At 66.9% G+C, this 23923-nt stretch carries 18 protein-coding genes; 13 read left to right on the top strand and 5 right to left on the bottom strand.

The window, feature by feature from the left end:
- The first annotated feature begins 69 nt into the window (after positions 1-69).
- Together HWX08_RS29440 and benC are read left to right on the top strand one after the other, a co-directional pair.
- Positions 70-474 carry a DUF3331 domain-containing protein gene (locus tag HWX08_RS29440; RefSeq protein WP_341773848.1) on the top strand — a complete coding sequence of 135 codons (405 nt, stop codon included), beginning with the start codon at positions 70-72 and terminating at the stop codon, positions 472-474.
- Positions 475-734: 260 nt separating this feature from the next.
- Positions 735-3536 (top strand): benzoate 1,2-dioxygenase electron transfer component BenC, encoded by a 2802-nt coding sequence (gene benC / locus HWX08_RS29435; protein WP_174920750.1) that lies wholly within the window; start codon positions 735-737, stop codon positions 3534-3536.
- A gap of 36 nt (positions 3537-3572) precedes the next feature.
- On the opposite strand, the gene HWX08_RS29430 is transcribed toward benC, so the two are convergent.
- Complete coding sequence (locus HWX08_RS29430; protein WP_174920751.1) at positions 3573-4505, bottom strand: helix-turn-helix domain-containing protein; 933 nt, start codon at positions 4503-4505, stop codon at positions 3573-3575.
- Positions 4506-4641: 136 nt separating this feature from the next.
- On the opposite strand from HWX08_RS29430, the gene HWX08_RS29425 reads away from it, so the two are divergent.
- The 5 genes from HWX08_RS29425 to pobA all read left to right on the top strand — a co-directional run bounded on the left by HWX08_RS29425 (position 4642) and on the right by pobA (position 10402).
- Positions 4642-5487: an SDR family NAD(P)-dependent oxidoreductase gene (locus tag HWX08_RS29425; RefSeq protein ID WP_174920752.1), complete on the top strand. Its 846-nt coding sequence runs from the start codon at positions 4642-4644 to the stop codon at positions 5485-5487.
- A 34-nt stretch (positions 5488-5521) separates the two neighbouring features.
- Complete coding sequence (locus tag HWX08_RS29420; protein WP_174920753.1) at positions 5522-7240, top strand: FAD-dependent oxidoreductase; 1719 nt, start codon at positions 5522-5524, stop codon at positions 7238-7240.
- Positions 7237-7599: an NIPSNAP family protein gene (locus tag HWX08_RS29415; protein ID WP_107312957.1), complete on the top strand. Its 363-nt coding sequence runs from the start codon at positions 7237-7239 to the stop codon at positions 7597-7599. The genes HWX08_RS29420 and HWX08_RS29415 overlap by 4 nt, the downstream gene beginning before the upstream one ends.
- A gap of 205 nt (positions 7600-7804) precedes the next feature.
- Positions 7805-9172: an MFS transporter gene (locus tag HWX08_RS29410; protein WP_174920754.1), complete on the top strand. Its 1368-nt coding sequence runs from the start codon at positions 7805-7807 to the stop codon at positions 9170-9172.
- A gap of 45 nt (positions 9173-9217) precedes the next feature.
- A complete protein-coding gene (gene pobA, locus HWX08_RS29405; protein WP_107312955.1) occupies positions 9218-10402 on the top strand; it encodes a 4-hydroxybenzoate 3-monooxygenase in 1185 nt (394 codons plus the stop codon).
- A 122-nt stretch (positions 10403-10524) separates the two neighbouring features.
- Here the strand turns inward: pobA and HWX08_RS29400 are convergent, their stop codons facing one another.
- Entirely contained in the window at positions 10525-11613 is a 1089-nt protein-coding gene (locus tag HWX08_RS29400) for an aldose epimerase family protein (RefSeq protein ID WP_174920755.1), read from the bottom strand.
- 25 nt (positions 11614-11638) lie between these two features.
- Entirely contained in the window at positions 11639-12832 is a 1194-nt protein-coding gene (locus tag HWX08_RS29395) for a XylR family transcriptional regulator (RefSeq protein ID WP_069258203.1), read from the bottom strand.
- 261 nt (positions 12833-13093) lie between these two features.
- Between HWX08_RS29395 and xylA the strand changes: the two genes are divergently transcribed.
- Genes xylA through HWX08_RS29365 form a run of 6 tightly spaced genes read left to right on the top strand, consistent with a single transcriptional unit; the run spans position 13094 to position 20171 of the window.
- Positions 13094-14416 carry a xylose isomerase gene (gene xylA, locus HWX08_RS29390; RefSeq protein WP_069258757.1) on the top strand — a complete coding sequence of 441 codons (1323 nt, stop codon included), beginning with the start codon at positions 13094-13096 and terminating at the stop codon, positions 14414-14416.
- Positions 14417-14420: 4 nt separating this feature from the next.
- Positions 14421-15899, top strand: a complete 1479-nt coding sequence (gene xylB, locus HWX08_RS29385) for a xylulokinase (protein ID WP_174920756.1) — start codon at positions 14421-14423, stop codon at positions 15897-15899.
- 52 nt (positions 15900-15951) lie between these two features.
- Positions 15952-16980: a D-xylose ABC transporter substrate-binding protein gene (xylF, locus tag HWX08_RS29380; protein WP_174920757.1), complete on the top strand. Its 1029-nt coding sequence runs from the start codon at positions 15952-15954 to the stop codon at positions 16978-16980.
- Between the two features lie 58 nt (positions 16981-17038).
- Positions 17039-18598: a D-xylose ABC transporter ATP-binding protein gene (gene xylG, locus HWX08_RS29375; RefSeq protein ID WP_174920758.1), complete on the top strand. Its 1560-nt coding sequence runs from the start codon at positions 17039-17041 to the stop codon at positions 18596-18598.
- Complete coding sequence (locus HWX08_RS29370; RefSeq protein WP_174920759.1) at positions 18595-19806, top strand: sugar ABC transporter permease; 1212 nt, start codon at positions 18595-18597, stop codon at positions 19804-19806. The genes xylG and HWX08_RS29370 overlap by 4 nt, the downstream gene beginning before the upstream one ends.
- Entirely contained in the window at positions 19803-20171 is a 369-nt protein-coding gene (locus tag HWX08_RS29365) for a hypothetical protein (RefSeq protein WP_244122786.1), read from the top strand. The genes HWX08_RS29370 and HWX08_RS29365 overlap by 4 nt, the downstream gene beginning before the upstream one ends.
- 47 nt (positions 20172-20218) lie before the next feature.
- Here HWX08_RS29365 and HWX08_RS29360 read toward each other — a convergent pair whose 3' ends face one another.
- Together HWX08_RS29360 and HWX08_RS29355 are read right to left on the bottom strand one after the other, a co-directional pair.
- The gene (locus HWX08_RS29360) at positions 20219-22177 is read right to left on the bottom strand and encodes a phosphatase PAP2 family protein (RefSeq protein ID WP_174920760.1); all 1959 of its coding nucleotides are present in this window, start codon (positions 22175-22177) and stop codon (positions 20219-20221) included.
- 210 nt (positions 22178-22387) lie between these two features.
- Complete coding sequence (locus tag HWX08_RS29355) at positions 22388-23908, bottom strand: sensor domain-containing diguanylate cyclase (protein ID WP_174920761.1); 1521 nt, start codon at positions 23906-23908, stop codon at positions 22388-22390.
- Positions 23909-23923: the final 15 nt, after the last annotated feature.

The following is a 23923-nucleotide window of genomic DNA, read 5'->3' as shown; positions in this document are numbered from 1 at the left end:
ACGGAACCTTCGATCGATCGTAGCGGGAAATGTAAGGGATGCTGAGTAGTAAAGGCAAACCATTTTTCGATGTCTTGGGCGATGGCGCCCCGGGCAACTTGCTCGCGAACAGGTGGAACCGCAAACCGGCAGCCCGCATTCATTCCTCATATTCCGGATGAGCGTCCCGCTATGACAAACGATCGGTCGTTCCTGCATATTTCTCTCGTCGAGCAGCTATCGCCGACGATGATCAGTATCAGCTGGAGTAATCCCTGTTTGGGCCACTATACGGATCAGGTGTGGCGCGTCGGTCTTGCGCATGCCGAGTCGGTCTGCATGCTTTCCGGTGAGCCGATACGGCCCGGGGATACCGTGTTTCGTCCTCGGACACAGCGCTCGCGTGTGCCGATCAACCACAATCGTATGATCCTGGCCTCCGCCGTGGCCGTCGCATTCCCGGACTCGATCATGTCAACGAATACTGAAACCTGAGTCCCGGGCGCTAGTCGGCGTTCGAGGCAAGTTGCTACGGGCTCGGGGCGAATGGTCAGGCGGATCCGGGTGGTCCCATGCACGTTTTATCCGGGTGAACGTCGTCTCTGTCCATTGAGAGGCGCGCGGCTCAACCGCTAAATTGGCGTCACCCAACCCACCGGGGGACGAGCGGGCAACAGGGTTGCCCCGCACGCCACCCCGCCCGAACCTACCGCCAGCAGAGCGCCACGTTCGGCCGGCACCCAGGAGACAACGTCATGGCCCATCAGATCACCCTCCGTTTCGAGGACGGAGTGACCCGATTCATCGAGTGCGAGGAGGGCGAGCGCGTGACCGATGCCGCCATTCGCGCCAGGATCAATATCCCGCTCGATTGCCGCGATGGTGTCTGCGGCACCTGCAAGGCGGTGTGCGAGTCCGGCGAGTACGTGCTCGGCGACTGCGTGGACGATGCGCTTGGCCCGGACGAGATGAGCGAGCGCAAGGTTCTCACTTGCCAGATGAGTCCGCTTTCCGACTGCGTGATCCAGATCGCGACGAACGCCGATGTGTCGGGCACGGGCCCGTCTTCCCACAAGGGCAGGATCGTTGCCTGTCAACGTGAGTCGGACAGCACGATCGCCTTTTCGGTCGAACTCGACGATCGGGCGAAGCTCGGCTTCCTTCCCGGGCAGTACGTCAACATCAAGGTTCCGGGCACCGACCAGACACGCTCCTACTCGTTCAGCTCCGGGCCGTCCGAGCAGCACGTATCCTTCCTTGTGCGCAACGTGCGTCAAGGCGTGATGTCGACGTGGCTCTGCGAGACCGCCAAAGCGGGCGACCCGATCGAGTTTCGCGGCCCGATGGGCAGCTTCTACCTGCGCGCGATCGAACGTCCGGTGCTGTTTCTGGCGGGCGGCACGGGCCTCGCGCCCTTTCTGTCGATGCTGAACAAGATCGTCGAAGACGGCGGCAGCCCGTATCCGATCCACATGATTCTCGGCGTGAACACCGACGCGGATCTCGTCCGCGTCGACCAGCTCGAAGGCTATGCACGGCGCCTGCCGAACTTCACCTATGCGTGCACGGTCGCCGACCCCGGGAGTGTGTATCCCAACAAAGGCTATGTGACCCACCACATCGGTGCTGGCCAACTCAACGGCGGCGATGCCGACGTCTACCTCTGCGGGCCGCCGCCGATGGTCGACGCGGTGCGTGATTTCCTCGCCGCCGAAGGGCTCACGCCGCGCAACTTCTATTACGAGAAGTTCGCCGGCACCGGCCTGGTGGTCCAGACCGGCGAGGAGCACATCGCGCCCGTCGACGTCGATGAAGCCTTCGACCTGCGAATGGCGCTCGAACTGGGCGCGGCACAACTGACCATGGGCCGGCTGTCGAGCGAGCAGTTGATCGCGTTCCGCCGGCTCGCCGAAGCGACGGCGCCGTTCGTGTCCGGGCGGCGCTTCACCGATGTGCCGCGCTACATCGAGGCCAATCACGCGTTCCATCTGTTCACGATCGAAGCTACCGGGAACGCCCAGTTGATCAAGCTATATCGGGAGCTCGCGGTGCAGGACTTCATTGCTCGCGCACTGTCGGACGAGATCGAGATCGTTGGCGATATCGTCCAGCAGCACCGCGACATCGTCGCTGCGTTCGAGCTGGGCGACTTGAACGCGGCACGCGACGTGATTGCATTGCATGCGCGCCATTCCAAGGCAACGATGAGCCGGGCGCTGGAGCGCATGGGGAAGGGCAGGGCGGCACCCGAAGCCGCTTCGACGCACGTGGCGGCCCCCGCCCCCGTGCCGGCATTGCCGGTGAGCGCGCCAGGCGTCTGCCCGTTTACGGCTGCGCCCCTGCCGCCTTATTCGCACGAGCTGGACTGGCCCGACGGGCTGGAGCCGTTCAAGGTGGTCGACGACGGCTCGCAAGGCGATCCGTACGAGCATTACCGCTGGATGCGCGAGCATGCTCCGGTGCTGCGTTGCCAGTCGGCGACGTCGGACGTGTGGTTCCTGTCGCGCTATGACGACGTCTATCAGGCGATCCGCAATCCGAAGCTGTTTTCTTCCGAGGTTGTCAGCCCGCCGCCGCTGACGTTCCTCACGCTGTTCGATGCGCCGGCCCATACACGCTTGCGCAAGGTCGTTCAGCCATCCTTCCTGCCGCTGGCGCTCGATCCGTTTGTCGATGCGATCTCGCAGCGTGCGGAGGATCTGCTCGACGCGATGATTGCGAAGGGCGGCGGCGATGCCGTCGACGATTTCGCCATTCCGCTCAGCATCTCGACCATCTCCGCGATGATCGACGTGCCGAACGAGGATGAGGAGAAAATGAAGTTCTGGTCGGACGAAACGTTCAGCTACTTCGGCCGCCTCGCCCGCAATGCGCCGGGGACGGGCACCGACGAACAGAGCGCGCACGCGTTCTTTGCGTACCTGAAGGAAGCGATGGAGCGGCTCGCGCACACGGACAGCCCGTCGATCGGGGCGCATATCGCACGCATGTGGAAGGACGGGTTGTTGTCGGAGAAGGAGGCGAAGGAGCTGTGCGCGTTCGTCTTCATCGCCGGGCACGACACGACGACGATCCTGGTCGCCAACGCCTTCCGCATGCTTGCCGAACAGCCCCGTCTGCTCGGACGTCTGCGCGCAAACCCGGCCGACGCCGACAAATTCGTCGAGGAAGTGGCGCGCTATCGCGGCACCGTCCAGCGCGTCAGCCGCATCACGACCGAGGCGACGACCGTCGCGGGTGTCGATCTGCCGAAGGGCGCGGTGGTGCGCCTGCTGCTGTCGGCTGCGAACCGCGACAGCCGCAAATTCACCGACGGCGAGACGTTCGACATCGATCGCGATTCCAGCGGCCATCTCGGCTTCGGCAACGGCATGCACAAGTGCCTGGGTGCGCCGCTCGCGAGGCTCGAGACGCTGATCGCGACGAAGGCGCTCGCCCGCAAGGTTGGCGCCGTTACGCTCGATCCCACCCGGCCGATCGAGTACGTGCGCGGCAACAACCTGACCAACTCCGGTCCCGCGCATCTGTTCGTGAAGCTAGGCGGGCTGTCGGCGTAACGCGTCGGCGCAAAGCGGATGCGGGGGGCGGCTGCATCACTCCGCTCCCTGCTTGCCGGACGGCAAGGATCGGTTGTGGACGGTCAGCCGGTATTCGGTAGGCCGCAGGCCCGTCTGTTTGCGGAAGAAGCGGCCGAAATAGGCCTCGTCCTGAAAGCCCAGCTCGCTGGCGATCTGCTTCACGCTGAGCGACGAATAGCCGAGCAGTCGCTTGGCCTCGTGGATCGAGCGTGCATCGATTGCCTCGATGGCCGAGACCCCGAACGCGGCGCGGCAAATGCGGGTGAGCTGGCCGGGGGTCACGCCCATCTCGGCGGCGTAGCGGGCGACCGGCCGCCGCTCGCGGCAGTGCTGGTCGAGCAGCGCCCGAAACCGCTCGATCCGCGCGGCCATCGTTCGCTGCTCGGAACTCGCAGACAGCCGGGCGCTCTCGCTGAGTCGCCCGATCTTGACGAACAACGCGATCGTCAGCGCCGCGCCCGCGGTGAACTGCCAGCGCTCGTGACTCTCCGCCTCGTGCCCGATCGACTGAAACAGAGCGTCCAGCGAGGTGCCGCGCTCGGCGCCGGGATTGATCGACAGCACCGTGGGCGTGCGCATGAATTCCAGTAGCTCGGGGGCGGCGCTCATTGCGAGCGATTCCAGCGCAGGCTGCGCGGCGGTAATCACGTGACCGTCGATGTCGCTCCGAAAGTGAAAGCCGTGGACCGAGCGCGCGGGCACGACGACGAGGCAGGGCGCTTCGACTGCCCATGTCCTGCCGTCGATGAAAGTCTCCCCACCGCCGCTCGTGACGTAGAGCACCTGGATCAGCGCATCGTGGACGTGCGCCTTGATCTCGAAGTCGAAACGGCCGGCGCGTAGCGCAATGCGTTCGTAGTGAACCATGTCGACCCAGGGCTGGCCGGCTTCCGCACCATAGAGCGCGAAATGCAAAACGGGTCGAAGGCGCTGTGGGTCATTGGCCATGATGCACGTTATGTCCTGCTAGACGTCGTCTCTGTCCGTTGCTCCGTCGACGCGGGAGGCGTTCAATGGCGCTACGGATTTCGCGCAGCATCGACGAAGCACAATCGGTTGGAAAATTTTTAGGAAGTATAACGACATGAGACAGGAACTTGAAAATCGTGCAGCGGCCTCGACTCCTTCCGGGTTGAACCTGAGCGGCAAGATCTGCGTGGTCACGGGTGCGGGCAGCGGGATCGGCGCCGGAATCGCGCGCGCGTTCGCCGGTGCCGGCGCGCAGGTGGCGCTGGTGGACCGGAATCTGGCCGGCGCCGAAACGCTCGCCGCCGAACTGCGGCAGGCGGGTGGGGTGGCGCAGGCATTCGGCTGCGACGTGTCGGACGAAGCGTCGGTTCATGCGGCCGCCGACGCGGTTCGCGCAGCCCTCGGGCCCGTCAACGTGCTCGTCAACAATGCCGGGCTGCTGCGCGCCGGATCGCTCGAAACGGTCTCGATCGCGGACTGGAATCAGGCGATCGCCGTCAACCTGACCGGCTATCTGCTGTGCGCCCGCGCGTTCGGGCGCGACATGCTGACGGCGGGCAACGGCAGTCTCGTTCATGTCGCGTCGATTGCAGCGGCCAATCCGCAGACCAATAGCGGTTCCTATAGTCCGAGCAAGGCCGGCGTGCTGCTGCTCTCGCGGCAACTGGCGGCGGAGTGGGGCCCGCGCGGCGTGCGCAGCAACTGCGTGCTACCCGGCATGATCCGCACGGCACTTTCGGCGAAGTTCTACGAGGAGCCCGGCTTCGAGGCGCGCCGTGCCGCCGCTACCGCGAGCCGTCGCATCGGCGAACCCGAAGACCTCGCCGGCCCGGCCATGTTCCTCGCGTCCGATCTCGCGGCTTACGTCAACGGTGCCGAGCTGCTCGTCGACGGCGGCCTCGACTGCATGCTGATGGACATGGTCCCGCGCCCCGGTTTCAACGCAACGCCGGCTGCATGACATTCAGCAGTCCATAAAGACGAGGAGATTGGATATGGCCAAGGAGATCAATTGCGATCTGGTCGTGGTCGGGTCGGGGGCCGCGGGCCTCGCCACGGCGATCACCGCAAGGAAGCGCGGCCTCGACGTCGTCGTGCTCGAAAAGGAGCCCGTGTTCGGCGGGACGACCGCGCTGTCCGGCGGCGTGCTGTGGATCCCGCTGAGCAAATACGGCCGGCAGCAGAACCCGGCCGACACCGTCGAGCGCGTGCGCGAATACATGATGAGCGAGACGGGCAGCAACTACGATGCCGCCGCGGTCCGGTGCTTCATCGAGAACGGCCCGAAGATGGTCGATTTTTTCGAGCGCGAGACCGAGGTGAAATTCGTGCCCACGCTCTATCCCGACTATCACCCCGATGCGCCGGGCGGTGCCGACATCGGGCGCTCGATTCTCGCCGCGCCCTATGACATCCGTGGGCTGGGCAAGGATATGCGGCGTCTCAAGCCGCCGCTCGAAACGATTACGTTCATGGGGATGATGTTCAATTCGTCCAACGCGGACCTCAAGCACTTCTTCCGCGCGACGAAGTCGCTGGTCTCGTTCCTCTACGTGGCGCGTCGTCTGGCGACGCACGTCAAGGAACTCGCGATCTACCGGCGCGGGACCAATGTCACGAGCGGCAATGCGCTGGCCGCGCGGCTCGCGCGCTCGGCGCTGGCGCTCGACATTCCGATCCTCACGTCGACGCCCGTGCGGGAACTGCTGACCAAAAGCGGCAAGGTCGTCGGCGTACGCGCGAGCGGCGACGTACGGATCGCCGCCCGGCACGGCGTCGTGCTCGCCTGTGGAGGTTTTCCGCACGATCTCGAGCGTATCGCGCAGGTCTATCCGCATGTGAAGCGCGGGGGCGAGCACCTGTCGCCGACGCCCATCAGCAATACGGGCGACGGCGTAACCATGGCGGAGCAGGTGGGCGGCGTCGTGGATCTCGGCTTCGCCGATGCGTCGGCGTGGATGCCGGTCTCGAAGGTGCCGTTCGGCAAGGGCCGCTGGGGTGTGTTCCCGCATCTGCTCGACCGTTACAAGCCCGGCGTGATCGGCGTGCTGCGCAACGGCCGGCGCTTCACCAACGAATCGAACTCCTACCACGATGTCGGCGCGGCGCTGATGCGCGCGTGCGAAGGCGAGCAGGAGACGGCGATGTGGCTGATCTGCGACAAGGTCGCGCTCGGGAAGTACGGACTCGGCTATGCCAAGCCTGCGCCAATGCCGGTTGGTCCGTTGCTGCGCAACGGATACCTCGTCAAGGGCGGGACGATCGGCGATCTGGCACGCCGTTGCGGGATCGACCCCGATGCGCTCGAAAAGACGGTCGACGCTTACAACCGGGATGCGGTCCGCGGCGAAGACCCGGCGTTCCATCGAGGCAGCACGTCGTTCAACCGCTATCTCGCCGACCCGGACCACAAACCCAATCCGTGCGTGGCGCCGATCTCGGCCGGCCCGTTCTATGCGGTCAAGGTGTTGATGGGCGATCTGGGCACGTTCGACGGCATCAGGACGAGCGTCACCGGCGAGGTGCTGCGCACCGATGGCAGCGAGATCGAGGGACTTTACGCGGTCGGCAACGACCGGCGCAGCGTGATGGGCGGCAACTATCCGGGCGCGGGTATCACCCATGGGCCGAATATGACGTTCGGCTATGTGACGGGGAACGCCATCGCCGATAAAGCGGCGGCGGCAGCCGGCATGGAGGAGGTGCGCGCATGAACACCCGTGCAATGTATTTGGCCAAGCCGCTCGTGGATTTCCGGGTCTACACGATCGCGCTGCGCAAGATGCCCGAGTTTCTCGAAGTGTTCGACCGGCTTGCGATGCCGATCCTGCTCGACACGCTTGGACATCCGCTCGGCTTCTGGACGAGTCTCGCCGGGCCGCAGAATCAGTTCACCCACCTGTGGGGATACGACGATCTGGCGGACTACGAACGACGGTGCCATGCACGCGATACGCATCCGGATTTCCCCGCCTATCTGAAGGCATCGGGCCATCTGATCACGGCGCAGGAGACACGGCTGATTCGTGCCGCCGCGCTGAATAGTGTGGCGACCGGTCCGACACCGGGTTGATCGCACCTTTGAGCGGTTTGACCCGGAACTTGTGATGCAACCGTGCTTCGGCGGGTTGTTGCAAACGCTGGCCGCATCGTGCGTGCGGGTACGGCATCGAAATATAACGACATCAGTATCTGGAGACATTAGATGGAAGCACCTGATCGTGCCGGCGTTCCGGCGAGTTGCCGCTGGCCGTCGATCGGTTCGCAGGAGGGCAGCAATGCAATCCAGTGAGCGTATCGTCGATACCCAGGCCTTCATTGACGGCCAACGGTTCTCACCCTTTCAGTGGCTCGTTCTCGTACTGTGCTTTCTCGTCGTCGCGGCCGACGGTTACGACACGGCAGCCATCGGCTTCATCGCGCCGTCGCTCGTGCAGGAGTGGGGCATTGCGCGAGCCGGGCTCGGGCCGGTGATGAGCGCGGCGTTGATCGGGCTCGGCATCGGCGCGGTACTGGCTGGCCCGCTCGCCGACCGGCTCGGACGCAAGACCGTGTTGGTGCTCTCCGTGGCGTTTTTCGGACTGTGGAGTCTGGCAGCGGCATTGGCCAACTCGATCGAGTCACTGACCGTCCTGCGCTTCTGCACGGGCCTCGGACTCGGCGCGGCCATGCCGAACGCCGTCACGTTGATGTCCGAATATGCGCCGACGCGCGTGCGTGCAGTCGTTGTCAACGCAATGTTCTGCGGTTTTTCCGCCGGACTCGCGCTCGGAGGATTCGCGTCTGCATGGCTGATTCCTCATTTCGGCTGGCAAAGCGTGCTGATCGCAGGCGGCATCGGGCCGATCGTGCTTGCCGTGTTGTTGATCCTGCTCTTGCCGGAGTCCGTACAGTTCATGGCGGTCCGTCGGAACGCCGACGCGAAAATAGCGCGCATCCTCGGCCGTATCGCACCGGCCGGCACGCTCGACGGTTGCCGCTTCGTTGCCGCGGAAGGCGGCGTAGCCACGAAGTCCGGATCGGCGATTCGCGTCGTCCTGTCGCGACCGTACCGCTTCGGGACGCTGATGTTGTGGCTCGCGTACTTTACGGGCCTGCTGATCTATTACCTGCTCACCAACTGGTTGCCCACGCTGTTTCGCGACACCGGCATCTCCGGCGCGCGTGCAGCCCTGATGACGTCGCTGTTCCCGCTTGGCGGCGTGCTGGGGAATCTTTGCGTCGGGTGGTTCATGGATCGCCTCAACGCCCATCGCGTGATCGCGGCAACGTATGTGCTTGCAGCAGTCATGGTTCTGCTGGCGGGCCGAGGTCTCGGCCACCCGTTGTGGCTTGGCACGCTCATTTTCCTGATCGGTACGTTGGTCACGGGCGCAGTCACGTCGATGTCCGCACTCGCCGCTGCGTTTTATCCGACCCACGGTCGGGCCACGGGCGTCGCGTGGATGCTTGGCGTGGGGCGCATCGGGGGCGTAGCGGGTGCACTGTTCGGTGCCGTGCTGATGGGCTTCGGCTGGCAATTCGGCTCGGTGTTCAGCCTGCTTGCGCTGCCGGCGCTCGTGTCGGCTTTCGCGCTGTTCCTGATGATCGGCCGCGGCGCCGCCGTTTCGCAGGCACGCGTCCGGGAATGCGAGCCGATGCACTAGTCAAGGCCGCGCTTTTTAGACGGATGAATACAGGAAACATCGGTTATGAAAACGAAAGTAGCAATCATCGGCGCCGGGCCGTCCGGCCTGCTTTTGGGACAGTTGCTGCAGCAGGCCGGCATCGAGAACGTCATTCTCGAACGTCAGAGCGGCGACTATGTGCTCGGACGAATCCGCGCCGGTGTGCTTGAACAGGGCACGGTAGACCTGTTGCGCGAAGCGGGCGCGAGCGAGCGCATGGATGCGGAAGGGTTGGTTCATGACGGCATCGAACTCGTTTTCGACGGGCGACGTGACCGGATCGACCTGAAAGCGCTCACAGGTGGCGCGTCGGTATTGGTCTATGGCCAGACCGAAGTGACGCGCGATTTGATGGCGGCGCGCAAGGCCAGCGGCGCGACCACGATTTACGAGGCGGTCAACGTTCAGTTATGCGATGTGAAATCGGACTCGCCCTATGTCACCTTCGAAAAGGATGGCGAAACATTTCGCGTGGACTGCGATTACATTGCGGGCTGCGATGGCTTTCATGGTATTTCGCGCAAAACGATCCCGGCTGACGTGCTCACGCATTACGAGCGCGTTTATCCGTTTGGCTGGCTTGGCCTGCTCTCCGATACACCGCCCGTCAATCACGAACTGATCTATGCCCATCACGAACGCGGTTTCGTTCTGTGCAGCCAGCGTTCGACCACGCGCAGCCGCTACTACCTGCAAGTGCCGTTGACGGAGCGGGTGGACGACTGGTCGGATGAGCGCTTCTGGGAAGAGCTCAAGCGCCGCCTGCCCAATGATGTGGCCGGCAACGTCGTGACCGGCGCTTCGCTGGAGAAAAGCATTGCGCCGCTGCGCAGCTATGTGGTCGAGCCGATGCAGTACGGCAGGTTGTTCTTGCTCGGCGACGCCGCGCACATCGTGCCGCCGACCGGCGCGAAAGGCCTGAATCTGGCTGCGAGCGACGTGAACACGCTGTATCGGATCATGAATCGCGTTTATCGCGACGGCAGAACGGATCTGCTGGAAAAATATTCCCGGATCGCGCTGCGCCGAGTGTGGAAGGCGGAGCGTTTCTCGTGGTTCATGACGAACCTCCTGCACGAATTTCCGGAGCGCGACGCCTTTGACAAGCGCATGCAGCGGACGGACTACGACTACTACACGACTTCCGGAGCGGGACTCAAGACGATCGCCGAAAACTACGTGGGTTTGCCGTACGAGGCTATCGAGTGACGGCAGCGATGCCGCTCGCTTGATTCACAGTCGTCGATGGAGTCGTATCCCGGCGGCGCGCCTGGCGCGCCGGGATTCCACCTTCATGACGACTTCGCCGATCCCGGGGGCAAGGTGACGTCTCATGCGCGAACAGCGACCCGATACCGGGTGGTCTGTCGATAGACGGCGCCCGGGTGGAGGATCGCGTCGTCGCGCAGCGCGGCCATGTTGACCTGATCCGGAAAGCCGCCCGCTTCCAGGCACAGCGCCGCGTGTCGCGCGCACTGCGTGCCGCTGCTCACGCGCACGCCGTCGAGATAGTTTCCCGTATAGAGCTGCAGCCCCCGCTGATCGGTCGACACGGTCAATTCGCGTCCGCTTTCCGGATCGTAGACGCGTGCGACCGGACGGACCTCGCGCGCACCGTCGCCGACGACGAAGCAGTGGTCGAACCCGCGCGCACGGGCCAGTTGCGCATTCGGCCAGTCGAGGCGCGCGCCGATCGGTGCGCTCTGCCGGAAATCGAACGCGGTGCCCGTCACGTCGGCCGTGCCGGTGGGGATCAGCGCATCGTCGACTTCGAGGAACGCATCGGCGTCGATGTGCAGCAGATGGCCGCGCACGTCGCTGCCCGGGCGCCCGTTCAGGTTGAAGTAGCTGTGGTTCGTCAGGTTCAGCGGCGTCGGGGCGTCGGTCCAGCCCGCATAGTCGATCGTCAGCGTGCCGTCGTCGTCGAGCGTGTAGCGCACCTGCACGCGCACGTTGCCGGGGAATCCGGCGTCGCCTTCCGGCGAATCGAGCCGCAACGTGAGCCCGCCGCTGTCGTCGGTCACGTCCCAGCGTGCGCGATGAAAGCCGTTCGCACCGCCGTGCAGCAGATTGCCGTTCTCGTTGCGGTCGAGCGGGTAGTCGACGCCGTCGAGCGCGAAGCGCGCGCCGGCGATCCGGTTCGCCCAGCGCCCGATGGTCGCGCCGAGGTAGACACCGGATGCGAGATACTCGGCCGGCGTATCGTGCGCGAGCACGATATCGGCAACGCGCCCCGTGCGGTCGGGGGCGAGCCACGACACGACGGTCGCGCCGAGATCGCTGACGCACACACGCATCCCGTGCGCGTTGCGCAGCGTGTAGCGCCGCACGGGTTCGCCGTCGGGCAACGCGCCCCACGGCTCGGAATGCACGCGGGCAGCGCCCGGCGTCAGGTGTGAGGAGTCGATATCGATATGCATGGGAATGTCGGATGGGCGGCGGGCGTCAATGCGGGGCGGCCGCACGTTCCTGGTATTCGCGCGGGGTGCAGCCCAGCTCGCGCCTGAATACTGCGTACATGTACTGAAGCGACGTGAACCCGCACCGGATCGCGACTTCGGCGCTCGACGCCTGCCTGCCGGCGAGCAGCGCCTGCGCGGCCTCGAGTTTGTGGCGCAGGATTTCCTGGTGCACGGTGCGCTGCAGTTCGCGCCGGAAATGCTCTTCGAGCAGCGAGCGCGAGACGCCGACGTAGTCGGCGACCTGTTCGGTCTTGATCCCCTGGCACGCGTACTGGCGAATGAAATGCCGCGCGCGCATCACGTGCGGGCTCGCCAGCGGCTGGTGGCGCGTCGACGCGAGCACGTTGATGCCGACCGGCGGCACGAGAATGCGCTGGCCGGGAAAGCGCGCGCCGCGCAGCATCCGGTGCAGCAGGTGCGCGGCGGTACGGCCCATTTCCTCGGTGCCCTGGATCACCGACGACAACGGAATGCGCGTCAGCGTGCGGGTGAGCGGATCGTTGTCGATGCCGATGATCGCGACCTGTTCCGGCACCGCGATGCCCGCGATCAGGCATGCCTGCAGCAAATGCCGCGCACGCGCATCGGTGACTGCGATCACGCCGACGGGCTTCGGCAGCGCATGCAGCCAGCCGATCAGTTGCTCGATCGCGTGATTCCAGCCCGACGCGCTCGTCGACAGCCCGCGGTAGATCGATGCATCGAGCCCGTCGGCGCGCGCGAGCCGGTCGAATGCGAGCTCGCGCTGCTGGGCCCAGCGATTCTCCTGCGCGACCGGCAGGCTGTACATCGCGAAATGCGCGAGCCCCGCGCCGATCAGGTGCGTGTATGCGAGCGACACGAGCTTCGGGTTGTCCGTCGCGATATAGGGGACGTCGCTCGGATACAGCGCCGGATCCTCGTACGACGAGCCGACCGCGACGACCGGCAGCGGCGAGCCGGCGAGCGCGTCGGCGACGGCGGGATCGTCGAAGTCCGCGATGATGCCGTCGCCGTCGAAGCGTTCGATGCCGGTGAGCCGGCAGCGAAAGTCGTCTTCGAGGAACAGGTCCCACACGACGCGCGTCGTGTGCAGGTACTGGCCGATGCCGCTGATGATTTCGCGGTCGTAGACCTTGTTCGCGTTGAACAGCAGCGCGATGCGATGCGGTGTCTGGGCGGAAGGGGCGCGTGTCATCTCGATCTCGGGGCACGTGCCGCGGGGGCGCCGTGCCGTTGTCTCCGGGGCGCGCCGAAGGCGGCGGCGCGCGTGATGTTCGGCGATTGTAGGACGGAACGCGCGCCGCACGCTTGCGGCTGGCAAGAAACATCAACGGTGCTGCGCAATTTCGCAATTGCCGGCCGGCAGGTGCGCGGGCACGATCCAGCCAACCGAATTCGGCCGCGTGCGTCGCCGCGACGCGCGTTGCGCTGCAACAAGACCCTGCACGGAGACGCCATGTCGTATTTCGAACACATTCCCGCGATTCGCTACGAAGGCCCGCAGTCGGACAATCCGCTGGCCTATCACCATTACGACCCCGCGAAGCGCGTGCTGGGCAAGACGCTCGCCGAGCATCTGCGGATCGCGGTGTGCTACTGGCACACGTTCGTCTGGCCGGGGCACGATATCTTCGGGCAGGGCGCGTTCCGGCGGCCGTGGCAGCAGCCGGGCGATGCGCTCGAGCGGGCGCGGCAGAAGGCGGATGCGGCGTTCGAATTCTTCACGAAGCTCGGCACGCCGTTTTATACGTTCCACGACACCGACGTCGCGCCGGAAGGCGACAGCCTGCGGGAATACGCGGCCAATTTCGCGCGCATGGTCGACTATCTCGGCGAGCGTCAGCAGGCGAGCGGCGTGCGGCTGCTGTGGGGCACCGCGAACCTGTTCTCGCACCCGCGCTTCGCGGCCGGCGCCGCGACGAACCCGAACCCCGACGTGTTCGCATGGGCCGCGACCCAGGTATGCCATGCGCTCGACGCGACCCACCGGCTCGGCGGCGAAAACTACGTGCTGTGGGGCGGGCGGGAAGGGTACGAGACCTTGCTCAACACCGACCTGAAGCGCGAACGCGAGCAGTTTGCCCGTTTCCTGTCGATGGTCGTCGAGCACAAGCACCGGATCGGCTTCAAGGGCGCGCTGCTGATCGAGCCGAAGCCGCAGGAGCCGACCAAGCACCAGTACGACTACGACGTCGCGACGGTGCACGGCTTCCTCGTTCAGTACGGATTGCAGAACGAGATCCGCGTGAACATCGAAGCGAACCACGCTACGCTCGCCGGGCACTCGTTTCATCACGAGATCGCGAATGCGTTCGCGCTCGGTGTATTCGGCAGCGTCGACGCGAACCGCGGCGATCCGCAGAACGGCTGGGACACCGACCAGTTCCCGAACAGCGTCGAGGAGCTGACGCTCGCGTTCTATGAAATCCTGCGCCACGGCGGCTTCACGACCGGCGGAATGAACTTCGACGCGAAGGTGCGCCGCCAGAGCGTCGATCCGGAAGACCTGTTCTACGGCCACGTCGGCGCGATCGACGTGCTCGCGCTCGCGCTCGAACGCGCGGCCGTGCTGGTCGAGAACGACCGGCTCGACGCATTGCGCCGGCAGCGCTACGCGCAGTGGGACGACGCGTTCGGCCGCAAGATCCTGTCCGGCGGCTATACGCTCGAATCGCTCGCGGCCGATGCGCTCGCGCGCGGCGTGGCGCCGCAGCATGCGAGCGGCGCGCAGGAGCGGCTCGAGAACATCGTGAACCAGGCGATCTACGGGCTGCGCTGACGCCATGTACATCGGACTCGATCTCGGCACGTCGGGCGTGAAGGCGGTGCTGCTCGATCGCGACGGCGCGGTGCGCGCGAGCGCGAGCCGCCCGCTCGCGGTGAGCCGGCCGCGGCCGCGCTGGTCGGAACAGGCGCCGCTCGACTGGTGGGATGCCGCCTGCGGCGTGCTCGCCTCGCTCGTCGCGGAGGCGGGCGCCGCGGGCATCGATGCGCGCGATATCGCCGCGCTGGGGCTGACCGGCCAGATGCACGGCGCGACGCTGCTCGATGCGCAGGGCGCCGTGCTGCGCCCCGCGATCCTGTGGAACGACGGCCGCGCGGACGCCGAGTGCGCGGAACTCGAACGGCTCGCGCCTGCGTTGCGCGCGGTGGCCGGCAACATCGCGATGCCGGGCTTTACCGCGCCGAAACTGCTGTGGGTACGTCGCCACGAACCTGACGTGTTCGCGCGCATCGCCCATGTGCTGCTCCCGAAGGACTATCTGCGCTACCGGCTGACCGGCGCGTTCGCGACCGATCCGTCGGATGCGGCCGGCACGCTGTGGCTCGACGTCGCGAAGCGCGACTACGACGACGCGTTGCTTGCGGCATGCGGGCTGTCGCGCGCGCAGATGCCGGCCGTGTTCGAAGGCAATCGCATCACCGGCACGCTGCTGCCGGCCGTCGCACGCGCGCTCGGGCTGCGCGAGATTCCGGTGGTGGCCGGCGGTGGCGACAACGCGGCCGGCGCGGTGGGCGTCGGCATCGTGCGGCCCGGCGATGCGCTGCTGTCGCTCGGTACGTCGGGCGTGTATTTCGCGGTGTCGGACGGGTTTCGCGCGAATCCCGAATCGGCCGTGCACAGCTTCTGTCATGCGCTGCCCGACACCTGGCACCTGATGTCCGTGATGCTGAACGCGGCCGGCTGCGTCGACTTCACCGCGCAACTGGCCGGCTACGACGGCGTGGCGGCGCTGCTCGACGATGCCGAGGCGAACGCCCGCGCGAGCCGCCCGTGGTTTCTGCCGTACCTGAGCGGCGAGCGTACCCCGCACAACGACGTGAATGCGAAGGGGGTGTTCCATGGGCTCACCCCGGATACGCGGCGCGCGGATCTCGCGAACGCGACGCTCGAAGGCGTCGGCTTCGCGCTGCTCGACGGCATCGACGCGCTGCATGCGGCCGGGCTCGCGCCCGACGGCATCACGGTGATCGGGGGCGGCTCGCGCAGCGCGTACTGGACGCAGATGCTCGCCGACCTGAGCGGCCGCGCGCTGACGCTGCGTGCGGGCGGCGAAGTGGGGCCGGCGCTCGGCGCCGCGCGCCTCGCGCGGCTCGCGCTCGAACCGGACGCGCCGCTGGGCGACGTATGCCCGCAGCCGCCGGTCGTCGCCGTGCGCGAGCCGGACAGGGAACGCCACGCGTGGTATCGCGACGCGCGGCGGCCGACGTTTCGCGCGCTTTACCGCGCGCTCCAGCCGGTGTTCGCGGCCGGTGCGTGACAGGCCGGTTGCCCGGCATTCGTAGAGCAGTCCAATAAAGAGGAGTGGAGACATGAGATCCGTGACGCGTCGTACCGTATTGAATTCGCTTGCCGGCGCCGCCGCGCTGGCGCTCTTCACGTTGGGCATGCCGCTCGCGCATGCGAGCAAGGACAAGCCCGAAATCGGTTTCTGCATCGACGACCTGCGCGTCGAGCGCTGGTCGCGCGATCGCGACTATTTCGTCGCGGCCGCGACGAAGCTCGGCGCGAAGGTGTCGGTGCAGTCGGCCGATGCAAGCGAGGAGCGGCAGATTTCCCAGATCGAGAACCTGATCTCGCGCGGTGTCGACGTGATCGCGATCGTGCCGTTCAATTCGAAGACGCTCGGCAACGTCGTCGCCGAAGCAAAGAAGGCCGGGATCAAGGTCGTGTCGTACGACCGGTTGATTCTCGACGCGGACGTCGACGCGTACATCTCGTTCGACAACGAGAAGGTCGGCGAGCTGCAGGCGCAGGGCGTGTTCGATGCGAAGCCGAAGGGCAACTACTTCCTGCTCGGCGGCGCGCCGACCGACAACAACGCGAAGATGCTGCGCGAAGGCCAGTTGAAGGTGCTGAAGCCCGCGATCGACCGCGGCGACATCAAGGTCGTCGGCCAGCAGTGGGTGCCCGAATGGAGTGCGTCGACCGCGCTGCGGATCGTCGAGGATGCGCTGACCGCGAACAACAACAAGATCGACGCGATCGTCGCGTCGAACGACGGCACGGCCGGCGGCGCGATCCAGGCGCTCGCCGCGCAGCATCTGGCCGGCAAGGTGCCGGTGTCCGGGCAGGACGCGGATCTCGCGGCGGTCAAGCGCGTGATCGCCGGCACGCAGACGATGACCGTCTACAAGCCGCTCAAGTTGATCGCGAGCGAGGCGGCGAAGCTGGCGGTGGATCTCGCGAAGGGCACCAAACCCGCGTTCAATGCGCAGTACGACAACGGCAAGAAGAAGGTCGACACGGTGCTGCTGCAGCCGACGCTGCTGACCAAGCGCAACGTCGACGTCGTCGTGAAGGACGGCTTCTATACCCAGGCGCAGCTGGCGAGCCAGTAACGGCGCGACGCGCGGGCGGCCCCGGCGCGCCCGCGCGCATCCTGCGAGGCATGAACGAATGACGGAACCCTTGCTGACGATGCGCGGCATCGTCAAGGAATTCGACGGCGTCAAGGCGCTCGACGGCATCGACCTCACCGTGCGGCCCGGCGAATGCGTCGGGCTGTGCGGCGAGAACGGCGCGGGCAAATCGACGCTGATGAAGGTGCTGTCGGGCGTGTATCCGCACGGCACCTGGGACGGTGAAATTCGCTGGGAAGGCGCGCCGCTCGCAGCCTCCGGCGTGCGCGACACCGAGCGTGCGGGCATCGCGATCATCCACCAGGAGCTGATGCTCGTGCCCGAGCTGTCGGTCGCGGAGAACATCTTCCTCGGCAACGAGATCGTGCTGCCCGGCGGGCGCATGCACTACGCGGCGATGATCCAGCGCGCGGAGGCGCTGTTGCGCGAGTTGCGGATCGATTCGATCAACGTCGCGCAGCCGGTGATGAACTACGGCGGCGGCCATCAGCAGCTGATCGAGATCGCGAAGGCGCTGAACAAGCACGCGAAGCTGCTGATCCTCGACGAGCCGTCGTCGTCGCTGAGCGCCACGGAAACGCGGATCCTGCTCGACATCGTGCGCGACCTGAAGCGGCGCGGCGTCGCGTGCGTGTACATCTCGCACAAGCTCGACGAGGTGGCGGCCGTGTGCGACACCGTCGCCGTGATCCGCGACGGCCGCCATGTCGCGACCGAGCCGATGCGCGCGCTGACGACGGACCGCATCATCGCGATGATGGTCGGCCGCGAGATCCGCGACCTGTATCCGCGCGAGGTGCATGCGATCGGCGACGTCGTGCTGGAAGCACGCAACGTGACGTGCCGCGACGTGACGAACCCGCGCCGCAAGCGCGTCGACGACGTGTCGTTCAGCGTGCGGCGCGGCGAGATTCTCGGCGTCGCCGGGCTCGTCGGCGCGGGGCGCACCGAGCTGATGCAGGCGATCTTCGGCGCCTATCCGGGCGCGTGCACGGCGACCGTGCTGGTGAACGACCGGCCGCTGTCGATCCGCTCGCCGGCCGATGCGATCCGCGCGGGCATCGCGATGGTGCCCGAGGACCGCAAGCGCCACGGCATCGTGCCGCAGCTCGGCGTGGGTCACAACATCACGCTGGCGGTGCTGCGGCGCTTCGCGGCGCGCGGGCGGATCGACGCGGCGGCGGAACTCGATGCGATCCGCACCGAGATGCAGCGGCTGTCGGTGCGCGCCGCGCATCCGTTCCTGCCGATCGCGAGCCTGTCCGGCGGCAACCAGCAGAAGGCGGTGCTGGCCAGGATGCTGCTGGCCGAGCCGCAGGTGCTGATCCTCGACGAACCGACGCGAGGCGTGGACGTGGGCGCGAAGGTGGAGATCTACCGGCTTATCTTCGCGCTCGCGAAGCGCGGCGTCGCGCTGATCGTCGTGTCGTCGGAGCTGCCCGAGGTGCTCGGCCTGGCCGATCGCGTGCTGGTGATCGGCGAAGGCGAGCTGCGCGGCGATTTCGTCAATCGGGATCTCACGCAGGAACAGATTCTCGGCGCCGCGCTGACACCCGCGCGGCGCCCCACCGAACCTACCGCAGCGAGTGCGACATGAATTCCGAACTTTCTTCCTCGACCCCGGCGACGCCGGATGCCCCGGCCCGTGGTTCAGCAGGCCGCACGGCGGGGCTGCCGCTGCGTCAGCTCTTTGCGCGCTACAAGCTGCTCGCGCTGCTGCTGGCGGTCGCCGCGATCTGGGCGTTTTTCTCGGTGCTGACGGACGGCGCGTTCGTCACGCCGCGCAACGTATCGAACCTGCTGCGGCAGATGTCGATCACCGGCATGCTCGCATGCGGGATGGTGTTCGTCATCATCGCGGGCGAGATCGACCTGTCGGTCGGCTCGCTGCTCGGGCTGCTCGGCGGTGTCGCCGCGATCCTCGACGTCAACCGCCACTGGCCGGTGGCGGCGACGGTCCCGGCCGTGCTCGCGCTCGGCGTGCTGATCGGGCTCTTCAACGGCTGGTGGTCGACCTATCGGCGCATCCCGTCGTTCATCGTCGGGCTCGGCGGGATGCTCGCGTTTCGCGGGGTGCTGCTCGGCGTGACGGGCGGCTCGACGATCGCACCGGTCTCGGACGGCTTCGTGTTCATCGGGCAGGGCTATCTGCCGCGCCTGGCGGGGGATGGCCTCGCGATCCTGCTGTTCGCGCTCGTGTTGCTGCTGGTGGTGCGCCAGCGCGGGACGCGGCGGCGCTACCGGCTTGCGGTTGCGCCGCTGTGGCAGGACGTCCTGAAGATCGTCGGCGCCGGTGCGGTGCTGCTTGCGTTCGTGTCGATGCTCGACCGTTACGGCGGCATCCCGGTGCCGGTGCTGCTGCTGCTCGCGCTGCTCGGCGTGTTCTCGTGGATCGCGACGCAGACGGTGTTCGGCCGGCGCATCTATGCAGTGGGGTCGAACCTGGAGGCAACGCGGCTGTCGGGTGTCGATACCGATCGCGTGAAGCTCGCGATCTTCGGGCTGATGGGCCTGATGTGCGCGTTCGCCGGCCTCGTCAACACGGCGCGGCTGGCGGCGGGGTCGCCGTCCGCCGGCACGATGGGCGAACTCGATGCGATCGCCGCGTGCTTCATCGGCGGCACGTCGATGCGCGGCGGGTCGGGCACCGTCTATGGCGCGCTGATCGGCGCGCTCGTGATGGCGAGCCTCGACAACGGCATGTCGATGCTCGACGTCGACGCGTACTGGCAGATGATCGTCAAGGGTGCGGTGCTGGTGCTGGCCGTGTGGATCGACGTGGTGTCGCGGTCGAACCGGCGGTGACGGCGCGCGCGGCCATCGGTCAACGAGAGGACGACATGAAACGCAACCCCTTTTGCATGTCCGGCAGTTCTGCGCAGGCGGCCACGCCGCTCGCGCAGCCGGAGATCGAACCCGCCCGTGAGCCGGTACTCGGCCTGGGCGATCCGCGCGACCGGCGCATCGTCGCGGATGCGCTGCGCGCGCTGCTGCGCGAGCGCGCCGAAGCGCTTGCGTTCGCGATGCGGATGGCCGACGAGCGCGATCGGCCGAGGCCCGACGCGAGCGACTTCGCACTGTCCGACATCATCCGGCTGGCGCGTGTCGTCGAGCGGGCGGAGCGATGCGGCAACGCCGCGAACGCGCCCGCGCCCGTCATCGCGCGCTGACGCGCCACGCGCGACGCGGGGCGCGGTCCGTGCGCGCCCGCTGCCGGCTACGACGCCGACAACCTGACCGACACGCCCGCCGCCGTATAAACCGGCGTGGCCTTGAACCCGTCGACCGTCACCGTCGAGAACTTCGCGGCTGTCGCTGCGCCGTCGATCAGCGCGATGGTGTCGCCGGCCTTCGGCGTGTAGCCGTTCACGAACTTCACGTGCAGCGTGCCGCCCGCGACGGTGAGCGGGCCGCCCACGCGCAGGCGGCCGCCACCGTTGCCGTCGACGTCGAGTTCGAGCGTCGTGCCGTCGAGCTGCGTATAGCGGGCCGCGATCGTCACCGGCGCGCCGGCGGCGATCTTCACGCTGCCGCCCGGGCCGACGTACACGTCGCCCTTGCCGAACGCGGTCGTCGACGCGGCCGCCAGCGTGCCGCCGCTCACCTGCGTGCCGCCCGTATAGCTGTTGTTGCCCGCGAGCGTCAGCGTGCCGGTGCCTTGCAGCGTCAGCTTGCCGGCGCCTACGACGTCGTTACGCCACAGATCGGCGGCATTGAACCCGCCCTGCGACGCATCCATCGACACGATCACGTTGCCGTAGAACGCGCCGTAGCCGTCGGCCGCCGCGAACAGGTTCAGGCGGCCCCAGCCTTCCGCATCGTCCATCACCGGATAGCCGGACGGCAGTTCGGTGGTTTTCAGCACGACGCGCCGCTGGTCGGCGCTCAGGTACGGAAAGCGCGTCTGCAGCAGGACTTCCGCGCCCTTCGGCACGACCGGCGGCGCGTCCGTCGATTCGATCGCGGCGAAGCCGAACGTCATCCGGCGCAGGAACGCGGCCTTGTTCGTCGCATAGTCGGCGAACCGGTCGGTTGCCGTCGTCGCGGCGTGCGCGAACGCGGGGAACGTCGCGGCGGTCGTGCCCGTCAGTTGCTGCAGCGCCTGATGGGCTTGCGCGGTCGCCGCCTGCGCGTCGCCCGCATACGCGGTCAGGTTCGCCGCGCTGACGGCCAGCGCGAGCATGCGCCCGCCGATCACGTCGAGCGGCGAGTGCATGCCGGCGATGATGCGGTTCTCGCCGAGCTCGAGGCCGCGGCTGACCATTTCCTGGAAGCGCTCCGGTACGAGCCACGCCATCGTCGTCGCATCGCGCATCGCTTCGGCCGAGTGGCCGCTGATGAAACCGCCGTCGGTCGCGGGCGTCGTGCTTTCCGCCGGTACGAGCGTCGGCGCGACCACGACGCTCGAACTCCAGCGGTACGGCCGTGCGTATTTGAAGAAGCGCTTGGCGGGTTCGGTCGACGCGTTGTTGCCCATTTCGTTCAGCAGGTCGACGACTTTCCCGAAGCTCGCGTTCGTGCTGCTGCCGACGCCGACGTTGTTGCCCGAGTCGTTGTACAGCACCGACGTCGCGTCCGACGGAATGCTGGTGATGCTGGTCGTCTGCTGGGCCGCGGTGCGCCACGCGGCGGTGAGCGGACCCATGCCGTCGGTCACGCTGAAGCCCTTGCCGCGCCGGTCGTCGTAGTACGCGGCGTCGGCCTGCTGCGGCGTGCGCGCGGTCGTCGCGTTGACCACGTACTGCACGTTGGCCGACAGCACCGCGTCGTTCACGATCGTGCCGCACGGTGTGCCGCTGCCGGGCAGGCCGGAGCATGCGGACGGCGAGATGGCCGGAAACGCGCCGACCGCCGGCGCGCTCACGCCCGCGTCGACCAGCATCGTCGACGGCTGCCAGAGATCGAGGAAGCGGCTCACCACGCGCACCGCGGCGTTGGTCGACAGCGTCGCATAGCGCGCATCGCCGCGCTGGTTGGTCGCGATGTTGTCGACGAACGCGGGTACGCTCGGCACCGGCGCACTGTCGACGAAACCGGGGTCGGCCGGCGGCGCCGGAACGGCTGCCGCTATCGTGCCGGTCGACGCCACATCGTCGCCGCCGCCGCAGGCAGCCAGTACGATCGCAGTCGACAATGCTGCGACGTGCAGCGGGAAACGGCTTCGTGACGCAAACATGCAAGACTCCATCCTGATGGTCGAAGATGGCGAATTGTGGTGATGGATCGTTACGCGACGGTTAAGGATTTGTTTCGCGACGTGCTCGATGCGCGAAAATTCCCACTATCTGGTTAATTTCCGGTGCTGAACATGTCGGGCGCCGGATTCGATGCGCAATCGGTCGTCCGTCACCGGCCGACGCACCGCGCAGACGCGGCCCGCGACCGGTCATGCCGAGCGCGCGAACGGCTCCGTTTCCGCGCAGCACACGCGGTTCCTGCCTTCGCGCTTCGCACGATAGAGCGCCATGTCGGCCTGATGCGACAGCGCATGCACGGACGCGGGCCGCGCGCGATGGCCCGTCGCGCTGCCGATGCTGACGGTGAAGGCCGGAACGGCTTCCGCAAATCCGTCGAGCCGGTTGCGTTCGACGTCGCGCCGAATGGCTTCCGCGACCTGCGCGGCGCCGTTCTCGTCGGTATCCGGCAACACCGCGACGAACTCCTCGCCGCCGTAGCGCGCGGCAAGATCACCGCGCCGCCGCGTATGCGCGCGGATGCATTCGGCGAGAAAACGTAGCGCGGTGTCGCCTTGCGCATGCCCGTGCCGGTCGTTGTACTGCTTGAAGTGATCGGCATCGATGAACAGGATCGACAGGCTGCCGCTGCTGCTGCGCTGCAGCCGGCTCCATTCGTCGGCCAGCGCGATGTCGAGCGCGCGGCGGTTGCACAGGCCCGTCAGCGGATCGGTCCGCGTGAGGTCCGTGAGCTGCGTCTGCTTGCGCAGGTTGTCCCGCAGCGCGAACGCAAGCAGCCATACGACCGCGCAGAACAGTGCGCTGATCAGGGTGGCGGATACGCCGACCGTCCACGACAGGCGCGTCATGCCCGCCAGCACGTCGTGCTCGGCCGGCGCGACGACGGCGATCAGCGGCGTGCCCGGCACCCGCTGGTACGTATACAGCCGCGTGATGCCGTCGATGCTCGAACGCGCGGGATAGAAGCCCGATTCGCTGTTCACCATCCGCACGAAGGTCTTCGAGCGGCGCAGGTGATTCATCTGCCCGTCGCTCAACGGCGGATTTCTCGCGAGGATCGTGCCGTCCGCGCGCAGAATGGCGCTGACCCCGTGCGGCCCGACATCGAGACGGGACAGCAGCTGCTCGAAGTACGCGAGGTCGATGGCGACCACCGCGATCCCGTTGAACGCGCGATCCGGCCGGTCGATGCGCCGCGACAGCGCGATGGACTCCTTGCCGCCGCGCGAGCGCGCGCGATAGGCCTCGGACACGTAGAGGCCGACGGCGTCCGAATCGCGATGCACGGTGAAATAGTCGCGATCGCTGAAATTCCAATGGTGGGTCGTGCCGCAGCATCCGTCGATCAACCGGCCGCGCGCGTCGGTCACGCCCATGCCGGTCACGTACTGGGCTGCCGTGCGCTCGAACAGCAGGTCGTGCCGCAGCCGGGCATCCATCCGCCGCACCGCGGGCTTGCCGAGATCGGACGCCAGCGCGACCAGCGCGTTGTTCGACGTTTCGACGGTGCGCGCGATCTGGCTCGCCAGCACCGCGGCGACGTTGCGCGACGTCTCGTGTGCGTGTTCGACCACTTCGCTGCGTCCGGCCCACAGGGTCGCCGCGCTGATCGCGAGCGCCGCAAGCGACATCAGCGTGCCCAATGCGCCGACGACCAGATGGTTGCGTCCGGCCCAGTCGGCAATGTTCTCGATCGAAGTGAATGCGGGCATGCTACGCGCTCGTAG

This window comes from Burkholderia metallica, assembly GCF_902832845.1.
GTDB lineage: Bacteria > Pseudomonadota > Gammaproteobacteria > Burkholderiales > Burkholderiaceae > Burkholderia > Burkholderia metallica.
Note: the sequence above shows the minus strand (reverse complement) of the source record. Positions and strands in the feature narration are given on the sequence as shown.

Coding starts and splice junctions, on each gene's coding strand:
- HWX08_RS29440 (WP_341773848.1), top strand. CDS start 70: ATGTCTTGGGCGATGGCGCCCCGGGCAACTTGCTCGCGAACAGGTGGA.
- benC (WP_174920750.1), top strand. CDS start 735: ATGGCCCATCAGATCACCCTCCGTTTCGAGGACGGAGTGACCCGATTC.
- HWX08_RS29430 (WP_174920751.1), bottom strand. CDS start 4,505: ATGGCCAATGACCCACAGCGCCTTCGACCCGTTTTGCATTTCGCGCTC.
- HWX08_RS29425 (WP_174920752.1), top strand. CDS start 4,642: ATGAGACAGGAACTTGAAAATCGTGCAGCGGCCTCGACTCCTTCCGGG.
- HWX08_RS29420 (WP_174920753.1), top strand. CDS start 5,522: ATGGCCAAGGAGATCAATTGCGATCTGGTCGTGGTCGGGTCGGGGGCC.
- HWX08_RS29415 (WP_107312957.1), top strand. CDS start 7,237: ATGAACACCCGTGCAATGTATTTGGCCAAGCCGCTCGTGGATTTCCGG.
- HWX08_RS29410 (WP_174920754.1), top strand. CDS start 7,805: ATGCAATCCAGTGAGCGTATCGTCGATACCCAGGCCTTCATTGACGGC.
- pobA (WP_107312955.1), top strand. CDS start 9,218: ATGAAAACGAAAGTAGCAATCATCGGCGCCGGGCCGTCCGGCCTGCTT.
- HWX08_RS29400 (WP_174920755.1), bottom strand. CDS start 11,613: ATGCATATCGATATCGACTCCTCACACCTGACGCCGGGCGCTGCCCGC.
- HWX08_RS29395 (WP_069258203.1), bottom strand. CDS start 12,832: ATGACACGCGCCCCTTCCGCCCAGACACCGCATCGCATCGCGCTGCTG.
- xylA (WP_069258757.1), top strand. CDS start 13,094: ATGTCGTATTTCGAACACATTCCCGCGATTCGCTACGAAGGCCCGCAG.
- xylB (WP_174920756.1), top strand. CDS start 14,421: ATGTACATCGGACTCGATCTCGGCACGTCGGGCGTGAAGGCGGTGCTG.
- xylF (WP_174920757.1), top strand. CDS start 15,952: ATGAGATCCGTGACGCGTCGTACCGTATTGAATTCGCTTGCCGGCGCC.
- xylG (WP_174920758.1), top strand. CDS start 17,039: ATGACGGAACCCTTGCTGACGATGCGCGGCATCGTCAAGGAATTCGAC.
- HWX08_RS29370 (WP_174920759.1), top strand. CDS start 18,595: ATGAATTCCGAACTTTCTTCCTCGACCCCGGCGACGCCGGATGCCCCG.
- HWX08_RS29360 (WP_174920760.1), bottom strand. CDS start 22,177: ATGTTTGCGTCACGAAGCCGTTTCCCGCTGCACGTCGCAGCATTGTCG.
- HWX08_RS29355 (WP_174920761.1), bottom strand. CDS start 23,908: ATGCCCGCATTCACTTCGATCGAGAACATTGCCGACTGGGCCGGACGC.